Consider the following 15,123-nt stretch of genomic DNA (forward strand, 5'->3'; position numbering starts at 1 on the left):
TATTACAGCACGGATAAAACGCTGAAAAAACGCTGAAAATGCCATGCGCCTGCACAAACTGTAGTGAAATTACGTTTTTCTGATGTATTATTCTCATACCAATGCCGGATCCGCTGTTCGCCATCACGAACGCGCCGCGCTCCTTTCAACCGAGACAAGCACCCAAGCCGACCGCCATGCGCCAGCCAGCACCTACTCCTGCCATCACCGCCACCGCCAGTTTCCAGTCCCTGCAAGCGCATGGCGCCAGCCTGCGCGACGTGCATTTGCGCCAGCTGTTCGCGGCCGACCCCGCGCGTTTCTCGACGATGACGGTCGATGCGGCCGGCCTGCTGCTCGATTACTCGAAGAACCGTGTCGACGCCACCGCCATGCGTCTGCTGATGGACCTGGCCCGCGAGCGCGGCGTGGAAGCGCAGCGCGAAGCCATGTTCACTGGCGAGAAAATCAATCTTACCGAACATCGGGCCGTTCTGCATACCGCCTTGCGCGCGCCACGCGGCACCAAGCTGGTGGTCGACGGCCAGGATATCGATACCGACGTGCAAGATGTGCTGCAACGCGTCAAGGCGTTTACGGACAAGGTGCGCAATGGCAGCTGGCTCGGCTACACGGGCAAGCCGATTTGCGACATCGTCAACATCGGCATCGGCGGCTCGGACCTGGGCCCGAAAATGGCTTGCCTGGCCCTGCGCTCGTATGCCAACCCGGGCCTGGAAATGCACTTTGTTTCCAACGTCGACGGCCACGACATGGAAGCGACCCTGTCGAAGGTTGATCCGGAAACGACCCTGTTCATCGTGGCCTCGAAAACCTTCGTTACGGCCGAAACCATGCTCAACGCCAACACGGCGCGCGCCTGGTTCCTGCTCGAAGGCGAAGAAAAGGACCTGGCCAAGCACTTCGTGGCCGTTTCGACCAACACGCAAGCCATCGTCGACTTCGGCATTTCGCCGGACAACATGTTCCCGTTCTGGGACTGGGTGGGCGGCCGTTACTCCGTCTGGTCGTCGATCGGCCTGGCCGTGGCGCTGTCCATCGGCTTTGAATACTTCAGCGATTTCCTCGCCGGCGCGCATGCGATGGACCAGCACTTCCGCCAGGCGCCGCTGGAACAGAACATGCCCGTCGTGCTGGCCATGGTGGGCTTCTGGAACCGCCAATTCCTCGATTGCGGCTCCGTTTCCATCGCGCCCTACCACCAGGACTTGAGCCGCTTTGCCGCCTATTTGCAACAGCTGGACATGGAAAGCAACGGCAAGCGCGTCACCAAGGATGGCGTGCCCGTCGACGTGCCGACCGGCCCCGTCATCTGGGGCGACTGCGGCACGAATGCGCAGCATGCGTACTTCCAGCTGCTGCACCAGGGCACGGACATCACGCCCATCGATTTCATCGCCGCCCTGCGCGCCACGCACGATTTGCCGGGCCACCACGACGCCCTGCTGGCGAACTGCTTTGCCCAGTCGGAAGCCTTCATGACGGGCAAGACGGGCGATGAGGTGCGTCTTGATCTGCAGGCGCAAGGCTTGCCGGACAGCGAGATCGAGGCGCTGGTGCCGCACAAGACCTTCCCCGGCAACCGCCCCAGCAACACCATTTTGATGGACCAGCTGACCCCGACCACCCTGGGCGCCCTGATCGCGCTGTACGAACACAAGACCTTCGTGCAGGGTGTCTTGTGGAACGTCAACAGTTTCGACCAGTGGGGCGTGGAACTGGGCAAGGTGCTGGCCAAGAAAATCCAGGCCGAACTGACGGGCGAAGCCCGTCCCGACCACCACGACAGCTCGACCAATGGCTTGATTGCGCTGGCTAAAGCTGCAAAAGCCGCATACTAAAAGAGATAGATGAATATTTACGAAATTAAGGTAGTGAGCGACAAACCCATGCAAGTGGGCGAATGCCCGCTATGGCATGGCAAGGAAGCGGCCCTGTACTGGGTCGATATCGACGGGCGCGCCGTGCACAAGCTGCACCCGGCCAGCGGCAAGCATGACCAGTGGAGCATGCCGACGGAACCGTCGGCGCTGGCCATCAACGCGGGCGGCGGCCTGATCGTGGCCTTGCGCAGCGGTTTTGCCCACCTCGACACGAAGACGGGCAGCCTGGCGGAAATCGCCCCGGCGCCGTTCGACATGGCCACCACGCGCTTCAACGATGGCAAGGTCGACCCGGCAGGCCGTTTCTGGGTCGGCACGATTTTCGAGCCGCGCAACGCCGATGCGGCGGAAATGTTCGTGCTGGAAAAGGGACAAGTGCGCAAGGTCTGGTCGGGCGGCATGACCGTATCGAACGGCCTGGGCTTTTCCCCCGACAAGCGCACCATGTACCACTCGGATACCACCACGCACCGCATCGACCGCTTCGATTTCGATGCGGCCAGCGGAGCCATTTCCGCGCCGCAGCCGTTCCAGCGTTTTTCCATGGACAAGAAAGCTGCGGACTACGGCGGGCGCCCCGATGGCGCGGCCGTCGACAGCGAAGGCAATTACTGGTCGGCCATGTTTGAAGGCGGCAAGATCTTGCGCTTCGCCCCCGATGGCCAACTGCTGGGCGAAATTACCGTGCCCGTGCGCTGCCCCACCATGGTGACGTTTGGCGGCCCCGACCTGCGCACCCTGTACATCACCAGCGCCAGCCACAACCGCTCGGCCGAGGAAATTGCCAACTACCCTTTGAGCGGCCACGTGCTGTCCGTGCGCGTGGACGTGGCGGGCCAGCCGGAGACGGCTTACCAGGCGTAATCGTTCCAGACATGAAAAAGCGCCGGCACCTGCGAGGGTCCGGCGCTTTTTTACGCTCACGTAAGTCGGATTGGCGGGGCAAGGCCCCGCGTAATCCGACAACAATGTTGGCCATGGTGGCGTCGGATGACGCGGCGTACACCGCTAATCCGACCTACAGTTGCTTCAGCTTACCGCGCCAATACTTTACGGATCGTCTCGGCCAATTCAGCCGCCACGAATTTCGCCACATAACCATCGGCACCCACGCCCTTGACGTGGTCTTCGTTGGTCGAGCCCGTCAGCGACGAGTGGATCACCACGGGGATGTTGGCGAAGCGGCCATCGTTCTTGATGTTGCGCGTCAGGGTAAAGCCATCCATTTCCGGCATTTCCAGGTCGGTCAGCACCAGCGCCACCTTGTCTTTCGCCGTCTTGCCTTCCGTGGCCGCCTGGGCCGAGATGGCCTGCAGGCGTTCCCATGCTTCCTTGCCCGTCTTGGTCATGATGAAAGGCACGCCCATCGCTTCGAGGCCCTTTTCGATCAGCGAACGGGCCAGCGAGGAATCGTCGGCCGCGAGGATCACGGCGCCGGCAGGCAAGCGCACTTGCGGGCCGATGCTGTTCTCGTCCACGTCCGGGTCGCCCGACGGCAGCACGTTGCGCAGGATTTGTTCCACGTCCAGCACTTGCGCCAGGCGCGTCTTGTCCGTGTCGCCATCGAGGCGCGCGATACTGGTGACGAGGCCGCCACCGACGCTCGATTCGGCCGACAGCACCTGGTTCCATTCCAGGCGCACGATTTCATCGACCTCTTCCACGGCAAACGCCTGTGTCGAACGGGCAAATTCGGTCACCATCAGTATCTTCAAGCCATTGCTCTTGCAGCCGACCGCCATCGGCAAGTCGATCACGGGCACGATCTGGCCACGGATATTAACCACGCCCAGCATGTGCGGGTGCGAACCGGCCACGGCCGTGATGGCCGGCATTTCCATGATTTCACGGACTTTGAACACATTGATGCCGAATAGTTCGCGGCTGGTCGAGTGATCACTGGTACCCAGCTTGAACAGGAACAGTTCGAATTTGTTATTGCCTGTCAGGCTCGTGCGTTCATCGACATCTTGCTGCATTGAATTCATTGTGTCCCCTTGAGCCGTCTTGTAAAGTTAAGTCGCCTGCCCTGATGCTGCGGACAGTGCGGACTGCACGTCGCATGGACGTCGGATGGCGGGTTCGGGGCATGGCCGGCGCTAGCGGTGCAGTGTATATCGTACAATTTCTTACAACCAATAGTTGCTATCAATTCGAGCTTGAATTATACGGTTTTTTACTTTCTTCAAAGCTACTTTACGCTGCCAACAGCGATCCTGACAGCATTTCTTGATTTGCTTGTTGCTACAGCGCAAATGATGACGGAGAGAACTAGAAATTTCCCTGGCAACCATGGTTGCTTTGAAAAGGCTATGAAAAGCAGGACACCGCGCCGGCACCGGCGAACGGCATATAATGGCCATGCCGGCGCCGCTGGCGGGCATACCTGGCAAAATGGCGACGGCAGGGGCTGGAATGTAGTAAAATTTCTTGCAATTGCCTGTTCTACGTAGTAAATTTACACCACCGATTATAGTAGCGACAGACTGGCACTTCCGGTCGGTTTCCTCCCCGCTCCGGCCCTTTTACTTTTGCGACGACACTCACTTATGGCACTTACCGATTTTGACCTGGTCCTGTTTGGCGGCAGCGGCGATTTAGCAATGCGCAAATTGTTGCCTGCGATGTATGCGCGCGACGTCGCGAACGATTTGCCGCCGACGGCGCGCATCATCTGCGTGGGCCGCCAGGACAGCGGCCAGGATGCCTTCCTGAAAATGGTGGAAAGCAACTCGCGTCCCCACATCAAGGCCAGCACCCTGAATGCCGCCACCTGGAGCAAATTCTGCGCGCGCATCGTGTATGTGTCGCTCAACGCCAGCGATGCGGCCACGTATGCGCCGCTGGTCGAAGCGCTGCGCGGCGATGCCGACCTGACGCGCGTGTATTACCTGGCGACGCCGCCGCATCTGTTCGCTCTCATCTGCGACAACCTGGAAGACAACGGCCTGGTGACGCCGAACTCGCGCGTGGTGCTGGAAAAGCCGCTGGGCCGCGACCTGGCCAGCGCCAAGCAGATCAATGCCGAAGTGGGCAAGGTTTTCCAGGAATCGCAGATCTACCGTATCGACCATTACCTGGGCAAGGAAACCGTGCAGAACTTGCTGGCCCTGCGCTTCGGCAATATCCTGTTCGAACCGCTGTGGCGCCGCGAGTGGATTTCCGACGTGCAGATCACCATCGCCGAGAAACTGGGCGTGGGCAACCGCATGGGTTACTACGACACCTCGGGCGCGCTGCGCGACATGCTGCAAAACCACTTGCTGCAACTGCTGTGCATCGTCGCCATGGAACCGCCGACCTCGATCGCGCCGGACGCCGTGCGCGATGAAAAGCTGCAAGTGCTGCGCTCGCTGAAAAAATTCACGCCCACCACCCTGGCGCAAAACATCGTGCGCGGCCAGTACCGCGCCGGCCACGTCGACGGCGCCACCGTGCCAAGCTACCGCGACGAGCCGGATGCGCCGGAACATTCGCGCACCGAAACCTTCGTTGCGCTGAAGGCGGAAATCGATACCTGGCGCTGGGCCGGCGTGCCGTTCTACCTGCGCACGGGCAAGCGCATGGCCGACAGCCTGGCCGAGATCGTCGTGCGCTTCAAGCAGATTCCGCACTCGATCTTCAACCAGCCCACGTCGAGCTTCCAGCCGAACTGCCTGGTGATCCGTTTGCAGCCGGACGAAGGCTTGCGCATGAACCTGATGGCGAAAACCCCGGGCGACGGCATGCGCTTGAAACCGGCGGAACTGGAACTCGATTTCCGCGAATCGTTCAAGACCCCGCGCATGGACGCCTACGAGCGTTTGCTGCTCGACGTGCTGCGCGGCCAGCTGACCCTGTTCATGCGCGGCGACGAACTGGAAGCGGCCTGGGAATGGGTCGAGCCGATTCTCGACAACTGGGAACAGAACGACAGCGCGCCGATTCCGTACACGGCCGGCACCTGGGGTCCCGCAGCCGCCAGCGCCCTGATCGGCCGCGATGGCTTGCAGTGGCGTGAAGAAGCGCTTCCTGAAGACTAGTTTGGAAGCGCAAGGAGTCTGGCCTTGCAAGGCCAGACCGTTACGCAGGCGTGGAGCGATGCTCCACGAAACCCCTGCTTCACCCCTGCCTGAAGACTAGTTTGGAAGCGCAAGGAGTCTGGCCTTGCAAGGCCAGGCCGTTACGCAGGGGTGGAGCAGTGCTTCACGAAACCCCTGCTCCACCCCTGCCAGAAAATAGAAGACTAATTTAATGCTGCTTGACTCCATCCGCACCCAGCTCGATTCGCTCTCCAAGTCGGAGAAAAAGGTCGCGCTGGCCGTGCTTGACCAGCCCAACCAGACGGTCAGCCAGAACATCACGGCGCTGGCGAAAAGCGCGCAGGTGTCGGAACCGACGGTGGTGCGCTTTTGCCGCACCCTGGGCTATGACGGCTGGCATGAATTCAAGCTGAAGCTGGCGCAGGGCCTGGCCCTGGCCATGCCGGGCGCGAACGAACAGCCGGCGCAGGACGACCTGGCGGCCGACCTCGTGAATAAAATCTGCAGCCGCTCGATCAACACCCTGCTCGACCTGCGCAACAACCTGAACCCGGAAGCGATCCAGCGCGCGCTCGACATCCTGTCGCGCGCCAGCAAGATCGAATTCTATGGCCAGGGCACGTCGGGCATCGTGGCGGCCGACGCGCAGCACAAGTTCTTCCGCTCGGGCGTGCCGACGGTGGCCTACAGCGATCCGAACATCCACAGCATCGCCGCGGCCCTGCTGCGCGGCGGCGACTGCCTGGTGGCCATCTCGCAGCGCGGCAACAGCCCCGCCCTGGTCCGCTCCGTGAAACTGGCGCGCCGCGGCGGCGCCGACGTCGTCGTGCTGGCCCCATCGGGCACGCCGCTGGCCGACCTGGCGACCGTGCTGATCCCGATCGACCTGGTCTTCAATACCGACCCCTACACCCCGATTTCCGCCCGCCTGGCCTACCTGGTCGTGATCGACGTGCTGGCCGTGGGCCTGGCCCTGCAACGGGGCCCGGAGTTCCGCAAGAAGATGCAGAATGCGCAGAAGGCGCTGCAGGAATTCGACATGCAGTTCGATTCCTTCATCGGCTGATCCCCATCGGCGCCAGCCTCGCTGGCGCTCATCCTTTTCGCGACAGACATCAAGGCATATCAGCAGGTTTTCCGGAATGAAGAATAGGATGATTTTTACTATCGCCATCCACATTTGACACAACAACTCTCACCTCGTCATTCTCAAAAAAATGCATATAGATATCTCCTGGTCTATCATATTTTTCCACTTCCACCATCTTTTCTTTGATTACGTCGGTATGCCCCTCAGGCATATTCCACCGCACTAGAACCATCATCCCCGGATACCACACTCTCGGGATAGAGGCACAGCAAATTTCTGCCCCTCCCGCTCCCCATCTGGCCATATTGGCCCCTCCGGCCCCATCCACCGATGCGGAATAAATATATTTTCCCGTATGGTTGACAATACCCACCTGCGCCGTCGCGGTAGGACTTGGGCCGGCTTCCTCAACCTGCCTGGCCTTGAACGCACAGCCGCTCAGCAGCAAGGCAGTGCCAAGACAAATAATCCATTTCATCATTTTCCTTTCCGCTCCAGCCGCGCTGAAATTACGTCCTATGCGAGCGCTTCGGCCCGCGTTGCGTAGCGCTGCTGCGCCAGGTAAATTTCTTCATCGACTTTGGCTTGCGCAATATCCTGTGTTAAGTTGTCGCTCCATACGAATTCTTCGGGTACTTCTTTTGCCTTGATGCCGGCCGTCGGCATGCGTTGCAGCTCGTTTTCGTGCACGCTTTTCCGGAAGAAGCCGCTTTGCGGATAATAGCCTCGGCGCAAGATATAGCCGCCACCCTCGCGACGCGTATAGGTTTGCGTGGTGATCACCGCGCTGCGCATGGCGGCGCTGTCGGCATCCGTACGGATTGGGTAGGGCGTGCCATACTGCGCTTCCTTGAGCAGTGCTTCCTCATCCGGCGTCAATGCTTCGCCATTCTTCTGCTTCAGTTGCGCGGCTTCCGTCTTCCGGCTGAGCTCATACGCGCGTTTATAAAAGCCGTCTTCAGGCGGTTTATTGGCGAACGAGGCGATCTTGGCCCGCTTGTCGTATTCCGTCACTTCGCCCGCCATATAAAAGCCGGCAAGGGAATCATGTACATAATCGTCAAAAAACCGCATCACTTCGAGCGGTAGCGGTTTGGGGTGATCGAATATATCGAGCGCCCATGCTTCCCATTCATCCAGGGGCGTGTGATTTTGGGCGCGATAGTATTGCCAGTGATTGATGCGCGCAATATCCCGGGCGCTGAACGGTTTCTCCTCATCACCATGGCGAAAGGCCTTGCGCGCGCGCAACGCTTCCAGATCGCCTGCCAGCAAGCGGTTGTAGGAACCCAGATCCTCGCGCTCCTGCGCGCTGGCTGCCTTGAAACTCGCCGTGGCTTCCAGGGTCTTGACGCGCACTGCGCGCCAGCGGTAATACAGCTCCATATGCTTGCTCAGCAAGGCGCCTTGCTTGTTAAGCTCGGCGGTATATGCTTCCCATGCCTTGGCAAGCTCTTGACTGACCTGAAAATCATCTCGGTCCGTTGCCTCCAGTTCACTGAACGGTATCAAGGGCACGCCCTTGATACGGGCCTCCTTGAACATATGTGCCAGCGGGATTTGCGACAGCAAGGCCGCTTGTCCGCCACGCCCCTTTCCCTGCTCGCCCGGACCATAGCCGCCTCCCACGTCGGAGTGCACGCCTGGAAAATACACTTCCTCGATTTTCCCTGTCAGGCGCGTGACGGGAAAATTCATGCGCTGCTCATGCGTGGCAATACAATGCAAGCCGGCTTGGACGCAGGACGGCAGCGGTTTGAGCAATTCATTGGCCCAGGCCCAATGGCCATCGAACATCGCGCCAGGCGCAATCGTGGTTTTCGCGACAGACGCCGAACTGCCCACGGTTGCCACCGTGTCGAAGACGCCAAGAAAATCGATGCTGACGGGGATGCCGGCAAACTTCTGCACCTCACCTTCACCCGGCGTGAGCAAATCGGCAAACAGCTGGCAAAACGCCACCGCCTCGGCGGCACCCCGCGAAAAACCGAACACGGACAGGGTCAGCGATGGGATATGCGGCTTGGGCCGTGCCACCATCGCCTCCCTTAGTTTTTCAATATGCTCAGCGAACCAGTCCGAGTGGGTCATGAAACGCTCCCTGCCGGTTGAGGGATGCGGCACCTTTTTGTGGCCTACGGCATTATCATAAGTACGGGCAAGTTCGCCAGCCTTATCTGATTTATATAATGGAGTTTCATCTCCATATACCGTTCGATGAATTGCATTTAAAACCTGCAACAATCCCCACACAATTCGTGGCTGCCCTCCTTTGGCAAAAGCTTTCCCCTCATCCGTTTCAGTCAATTCACCGATTTCCGCAAATGGAGTTCCGACGCCAGGAATATAATTTCGAAAATATCCCGCACCCCGTTTATTCGATGGAAAACTTGAAAATAGCCGCGCCACATTACTATGACTGGCATTATTGGCGTCGACTACAACATTACTTATAGGAATAGGCTTCTTTGTTTTCGGGTCGAGCACGCCTGTCCTAACCCCATTCCTATCGCGCTCCAGGTTATTATTGGTTCCATCAAAGAAAAGTCCAACCCTTACTGGAATACTGCACGGTGCATTATCTTTATTGTCACATGCCTCCTTGGCAATTTCGGATTGTTCTTTCGTCGACGGTTTGAGAAAGAAATCGACGGGAAACGGCGCGGAATGGGGAGTTTCACTGATCATGATATCAAGGAATATTGGCAGGTTTCCCGGAGTGAAGAATAGGATGAGTTTTTGCACCCCCTCCCGCATTTGACACGACAACTCTCACCTCGTCATTGGGGAAAAAATGCATATAGATATCCCCGGGCTCATCGTATTTTTCCACTTCCACCATTTTTTCTTTGACAATATGCGTATGTTCTTCCGGCATATCCCAGCGCACCCGGACTTTCATTCCCGGATACCATACCCGCGGAATAGAAGCACAACAAACATCAGCCCCCCCCGCTCCCCATCTGGCCATATTGGCACCTCCTGCCCCATCCACCGATGCGGAATAAATATACTTCCCCGTATGGTTGACAATACCCACCTGCGCTGTCGCGGTAGGACTTGGCCCGGCTTGCTCAACCTGCCTTGCCTTGACAGCACAACCGCTCAGCAGCAAGGCGGCGCCAAGATACATAATCCATTTCATGATTTTCCTCTTATAAAAAAATTAGCAGTTGAAGGAACAAGGCTAGGCAGCTGATCGCGCCTGCCAGAAATCGTCGGGCAGCGTGTCGAGCTCGGACAGGTAATTCGCACCCTGGCGCGTCCGCCGCAGCAGGCTGGCCATCGCCGGATGCAAGGTGAAATCATCGGCCAGCATCAAGGCCAGGGCGCTGAAATGCTGACGTTGACCCGCCGCCTCGATGCCGCTGGCATTTGCCACAAGCAAATGACGCGCCACGCGCGCGTGGCACTCGGCCGGAGTACCGGAATGAAACAGGTCCGGCTGCACATCATGCAGATTGGCCAGGATGGCGTCGGCCTCGGCGATATCCACCAAGGAGGCAAAGGCGGTGTCGCTCAAGGGAAATTTATCAAACTCCGCAGGGACGGGACTGGCCTGTGCCGCCCCTTGCCAACTGATCAGGGAACCATCGCGCCGCAGCGACCACCAGCGGTAGATGGGACTCAGCAAATGCGCATATTGGGTTTTCGTCAAGGCCGCCAGCAAGGCCGGCAATGTGCGACTATCGGCCCAGCGCACTGGCCATTCGACGGTATCTGGCGTGATGGCAATCAAATAGGGGCGCAGATGCTGCTCCAGCTGGTCGATATTGAGCGTGCTGGCGATGATGCTGAGCATGGGCTTGCCTGCGCATAGCGAAAACAGGCGCTGCAGCCACGCGGCCTGCTCGCTGCTTGCCAATGGCGCCGCCATTAAATGCGGTGCGGCGCTCTTGAAGTTTTGCAACGAGGTATAGGCATACAGCGACTGGCGCCGCAAGCGGCTCGGGTAGCGCTTGGTGAAAAATTCCTCGTCGCAGGCGCCGTCGAGCAGCGCCAGCAGATGCAGGGGCTGGCCGCCGTTCGCCACTACCGCGTCCGCACGCAAGGCCTGCAGTTGCTGCGCGATCAGCGCTGGAACTTCTGGGTCGGGAACATCGATGGCAAAGTACATCAGGGCTCCTTTTCTAGGCTGCCGTGGGTGCGACAAACGGACTACCGCTACGCAACGCTGCCAGCAGACACGCTTTACAGACGCTGGCAGGCAGCGCCGGCAATGGATAAGCGAGCCGTGTCGGCCCGATAAAACTCTTCCTGCCGGCATGCACCGTGATCTTGCCCGGACACTGGATCGTAATATTGCCGCCCTCGATGGTGATATTCGCCCCGCCCGCCGTCGACAGGCGGATGCTTTTTGCCGCCGCCCAGTCGATATGCGCGTTGGCGCTGATCAGATTGACTTCCTCGCGCGCCTGGACCTGGAGCAGGTCGGCCTGCGCCTGCACGTCGATGGCCTGTTTGGCGGCGATTATCTGCAGGCCGATATTGTTCTCGCCCGCCTTGACCACGCCGCCCAGGGCGCCGATGGCCTGGCCGCTGTGCACGCGCAACTGGCCGCCGCCGGTGAACTGGGTATCCTGGCCGCTCATCAGTGTGACGGTTTCGCCGTTGGCCAGTTGCATGTCTTGCCCCGCGACAACGCCCAGTCCGGCCCTGGCGGCAATCGCGATGATGGCGTCCTTGGTCTGTGGCAACTGGTCGTGCATGCCCGCCACAGTGGCCAGCATCGCCTTGAGCGGCGCGGCCTTGTTGTCGAGCACGCTGGCGTCCGGCGTCTCTGCGCCAAGATGGCTGGCGTACGTTACCGTTTGATGCGTCTTGGCGGCGGTGTTAAATGTGTCGCCCAGCATCACGGCCTGTTTCAGCAGGGCAATGCCGGATCCGTTGTCGCCGGCCGGATCGCGCTGCGACGCGTCGTGCCCGAGCAGATAGCTGGTCACCAGCAGACCCGCCCTGGCGCGCACCGCGCCATACGCATCGGTGCGCAGCTCGGCGCCGGCGCCGCGCAGGCTGCCGCGGTAATTGTCGGCACCGTGGATCAGATGCCCCAGGCTCAGTTCGCTGGCCGCATGGCTGCTTTTCAGCTGTACGCGGCCCTGGCTGTCGCTGTCGTCGAACAGCAGCTGGTTGTAACCGGCCATGCCGCCCGCCTTGCCGAACTCCTTGCTGCGGATGCCCCATTGCGCTGCTCCATTGCGGTGCGCCGCGCTGGCGCCTGCGGCGCCATGCCACAGCGGACTGTTGCCGCCCGCCAGGTTGCCTTGGCCCGCTACCGCGTGATCGTGTGCCGGCTGGAAAACACCAGCGTCACCTGACTCGCCCCCGACGCCGCCCGGGGTCGGTTTGGTGCCGCCCTCGCCCTGCCCGTTGTACAGCGCGCCGATGATGACGGGCCGGTCGATATCGTTTTCCAGGAATTGCACCAGCACTTCCTGGCCGATGCGCGGCAGGAACTGGCTGCCCATGCCGCCGCCGGCCGCGCGCTGCGCCACGCGCACCCAGCAAGTCGCGCCAGTCTCCTGCTGCCAGTGGAAACGGATGCGCACCCGGCCCAGCCTGTCGCAATAAATTTCATCGGCGCCGCTGGCCACGTCATTGCCATCGGCGCCGACGACGATGGCGCTCTGGCTGCCCAGGGCGGTCGGCGTGGCGTGCTGGCGCGCATCGTTGCTGTCATGCACCGGACGCCACGGGGTGCTGGCGGTGATCATCTCGATGCAGTTGGCGTAACCGCTGGTTTGCGCCTGGGCGATCGCGGCAGCGACATCGGAAAATCCTGCGCCCCACTCCGCCACGGTTTCTTCCAGCAATTCCGGTATCGGGCCGAACAGTTCCGCCAATCCCTCCAGGGCCGGCACTGGCAGGTTGTTGACGCCGATGCTGGCCACGCGCAGCACGACATATTCGGACGCGGCACCATCGGCCTGCGGTAACGGTCCCTGCGTCAGGGTAAAACGCGTGCCGGCGCGCAGGGTGCGCACGGTCGAGCGCGCCTGCCACAGCTGGGCGCGCGCTTCATGGGCTTGCATCTGCAACTGCGCGTAGCGCTGCGCCTGGGCGGCGCTGGCGTACCAGTACTGGCCCGGTGTGTCGTAGCTTTCCAGCACCGGCGCGTTCTTGCCGCCAAGCGCGTTGTTGGCCGGCACGCTGGCGGCCACGGCCTTTTTCGCCTTGTAGTCATAGCTGAGCACGCTGCTCAGGCCCACCTGCAGGCTGCGCCGCGCACTCAAGGCTTGCACGCTGTCGCCCGGCTCGCCGACGCGCGCGCCATGAAAGCGCAGTCCGCCCGCCTGCGCGCTGCTGGCGTCCTCGGGCGTGGCGCAGGGCTGACTGCTATCGGCAAACAGGACCAGTGTGTGCGCCTCGAAGCGCCAGGCGATACCCTCTTCCGTCAGCAGGCGGCGGATAAAATCGAAATCCGATTCGCGGTACTGGCAGCAATAGCTGCGTTCGCCCACGTCCTGCATGAAAGATGCGACCTCGTCGCTCCAGCGCCACAGCGCATATGGCGCATACGCTTGCAATACCTCGTCGACGATGACCGTCACGCTCCGATCTTGCCAGACGCGGCTGTTACGCACTTGCGTCAGCAGAAACAACCAAGGCGTGATGCGCAGGCGGTAGCGCGCCAGGCCACCATTGCTGCCCAGCATGGCCGCTTCGCTGACATAGCCGGAAAACTGCGTGCGCGTGCCGTCCGCCAGGCTGATATGCAGGCTGGCAGGCTGGCCCAGCAGGGACGCCAGCGCAACATGGGCGCTGGTGGACAAGGCAATGATGTCGCGCGCGCCGACCTCCTGCAGCCGTTCGTCAGCGGCAAAGGCTTCGACCAGCAAGCCGCTGTCCTGGCCATCGTCGCCGATAGCCAATGCATACAGGCGGGCCGCGCCGTTGAAGGCGGCCACTGCGCTAACGATATCTTGTGTCAAAAGATGCTCTTCATCTGGAGTGTGGCATCGCACATTGCTTATCAGAACAGTGTGCAAAATAAACAAGTCCAGGCAATTATGCGCGAGTTCTCAAAAAAGCAAGATTCAATTGAGCAAGTAGCGCACGGGGAAGACATTAGTCGATGCTTGATGCAATGGATTCGGTACAATACTCCGGCAAGCCCATTCACTCTTTCCCGTGCAGCCATGAACCAACTCGAACAACTGAAGCAATTTACTACCGTGGTGGCCGACACCGGCGACTTCCAATCGATCCAGGCTTACACGCCGCGCGATGCGACGACGAATCCGTCGCTGATCCTGAAGGCCGTGCAAAAGGATGAATACAAGCCGCTGCTGGAAAAGGCCGTGCGCGACCATCCGAACGCCTCCACCGCCGAGATCATCGACCGCCTGCTGATCGCGTTTGGCGTGGAAATCCTGCAAACCATCCCCGGCCGCGTCTCCACCGAAGTCGATGCGCGCCTGTCGTTCGACACGGAAGGTACCGTCGCCAAGGGCCGCGACCTGATCGCCCTGTATTCGAACGCCGGCATTCCACGCGAGCGCGTGCTGATCAAGATCGCTTCCACCTGGGAAGGCATCCGCGCCGCCGCCATCCTGGAAAAGGAAGGCATCCGCTGCAACATGACCCTGCTGTTCTCGCTGGCCCAGGCCATCGCCTGCGCCGAAGCGGGCGCGCAGCTCATTTCGCCATTCGTCGGCCGCATCTACGACTGGTACAAGAAATCGACGGGTATCGACTACATGGGCGCGGAAGATCCGGGCGTGCAATCGGTCCGCCGCATCTACAACTACTACCGCAAGTTCGGCTACAAGACCGAGGTGATGGGCGCGAGCTTCCGCAACACGTCGCAAATCCTCGAACTGGCCGGCTGCGACCTGCTCACCATCAGCCCCGACCTGCTGCAAAAGCTGGCCGACAGCGATGCGCCGGTGGAGCGCAAGCTGAGCGCCGAAGCAGCGCCATCGACCAACATCGTGCAAATGTCGCTGAACGAGGAAGCCTTCCGCTTCATGATGAATGAGGACGCGATGGCGACGGAAAAACTGGCTGAAGGCATCCGCGCCTTCTGCGTCGATTCCGGCAAGCTGAAACAGATGATCTCGGCACTGCGCTGATCACGACCTGCATAAAAAAAGCGGCGTCCGTGCAATGCACGGCGCCGCTTTTT

Annotated in this window: 11 protein-coding genes; 5 read left to right on the plus strand and 6 right to left on the minus strand. The window is 60.4% G+C overall.

What is annotated here, in order from left to right; translation table 11 throughout:
* Positions 1 to 176 precede the first annotated feature (176 nt).
* Positions 177 to 1,841 (plus strand): glucose-6-phosphate isomerase, encoded by a 1,665-nt coding sequence (gene pgi, locus CSQ91_RS14560; RefSeq protein WP_099389272.1) that lies wholly within the window; start codon positions 177 to 179, stop codon positions 1,839 to 1,841.
* Between the two features lie 9 nt (positions 1,842 to 1,850).
* Positions 1,851 to 2,747, plus strand: coding sequence for an SMP-30/gluconolactonase/LRE family protein (locus CSQ91_RS14565; protein WP_099388803.1), 897 nt, complete (start codon positions 1,851 to 1,853; stop codon positions 2,745 to 2,747).
* 170 nt (positions 2,748 to 2,917) lie between these two features.
* On the opposite strand, the gene CSQ91_RS14570 is transcribed toward CSQ91_RS14565, so the two are convergent.
* Positions 2,918 to 3,871 carry a chemotaxis protein gene (locus CSQ91_RS14570; protein ID WP_070281275.1) on the minus strand — a complete coding sequence of 318 codons (954 nt, stop codon included), beginning with the start codon at positions 3,869 to 3,871 and terminating at the stop codon, positions 2,918 to 2,920.
* A 561-nt stretch (positions 3,872 to 4,432) separates the two neighbouring features.
* Between CSQ91_RS14570 and zwf the strand changes: the two genes are divergently transcribed.
* Both zwf and CSQ91_RS14580 read left to right on the plus strand, forming a co-directional pair.
* Positions 4,433 to 5,905 (plus strand): glucose-6-phosphate dehydrogenase, encoded by a 1,473-nt coding sequence (gene zwf / locus CSQ91_RS14575; RefSeq protein WP_070260463.1) that lies wholly within the window; start codon positions 4,433 to 4,435, stop codon positions 5,903 to 5,905.
* 211 nt (positions 5,906 to 6,116) lie between these two features.
* On the plus strand, positions 6,117 to 6,971 hold the full coding sequence (locus CSQ91_RS14580) for an SIS domain-containing protein (RefSeq protein ID WP_034750862.1): 855 nt from the start codon (positions 6,117 to 6,119) through the stop codon (positions 6,969 to 6,971).
* A 49-nt stretch (positions 6,972 to 7,020) separates the two neighbouring features.
* Here the strand turns inward: CSQ91_RS14580 and CSQ91_RS14585 are convergent, their stop codons facing one another.
* The 5 genes from CSQ91_RS14585 to CSQ91_RS14605 are packed head-to-tail and all read right to left on the minus strand — an operon-like array spanning position 7,021 to position 13,927.
* Complete coding sequence (locus CSQ91_RS14585) at positions 7,021 to 7,476, minus strand: DUF3304 domain-containing protein (protein WP_099388804.1); 456 nt, start codon at positions 7,474 to 7,476, stop codon at positions 7,021 to 7,023.
* A 35-nt stretch (positions 7,477 to 7,511) separates the two neighbouring features.
* Positions 7,512 to 9,740 carry a phospholipase effector Tle1 domain-containing protein gene (locus CSQ91_RS14590; protein ID WP_257217355.1) on the minus strand — a complete coding sequence of 743 codons (2,229 nt, stop codon included), beginning with the start codon at positions 9,738 to 9,740 and terminating at the stop codon, positions 7,512 to 7,514.
* Positions 9,688 to 10,140: a DUF3304 domain-containing protein gene (locus tag CSQ91_RS14595; protein ID WP_099388806.1), complete on the minus strand. Its 453-nt coding sequence runs from the start codon at positions 10,138 to 10,140 to the stop codon at positions 9,688 to 9,690. Before CSQ91_RS14595 ends, CSQ91_RS14590 begins: the two co-directional genes overlap by 53 nt.
* 42 nt (positions 10,141 to 10,182) lie before the next feature.
* On the minus strand, positions 10,183 to 11,112 hold the full coding sequence (locus CSQ91_RS14600) for a DUF4123 domain-containing protein (RefSeq protein ID WP_099388807.1): 930 nt from the start codon (positions 11,110 to 11,112) through the stop codon (positions 10,183 to 10,185).
* A gap of 13 nt (positions 11,113 to 11,125) precedes the next feature.
* Positions 11,126 to 13,927, minus strand: coding sequence for a type VI secretion system Vgr family protein (locus CSQ91_RS14605; protein WP_257217356.1), 2,802 nt, complete (start codon positions 13,925 to 13,927; stop codon positions 11,126 to 11,128).
* Between the two features lie 207 nt (positions 13,928 to 14,134).
* Here CSQ91_RS14605 and tal point away from each other — a divergent pair, with 207 nt between their 5' ends.
* Positions 14,135 to 15,070, plus strand: a complete 936-nt coding sequence (gene tal, locus CSQ91_RS14610; RefSeq protein ID WP_034787048.1) for a transaldolase — start codon at positions 14,135 to 14,137, stop codon at positions 15,068 to 15,070.
* Positions 15,071 to 15,123: the final 53 nt, after the last annotated feature.

The organism is Janthinobacterium sp. BJB301 (assembly GCF_002735685.1).
Lineage (GTDB): Bacteria > Pseudomonadota > Gammaproteobacteria > Burkholderiales > Burkholderiaceae_D > Janthinobacterium > Janthinobacterium lividum.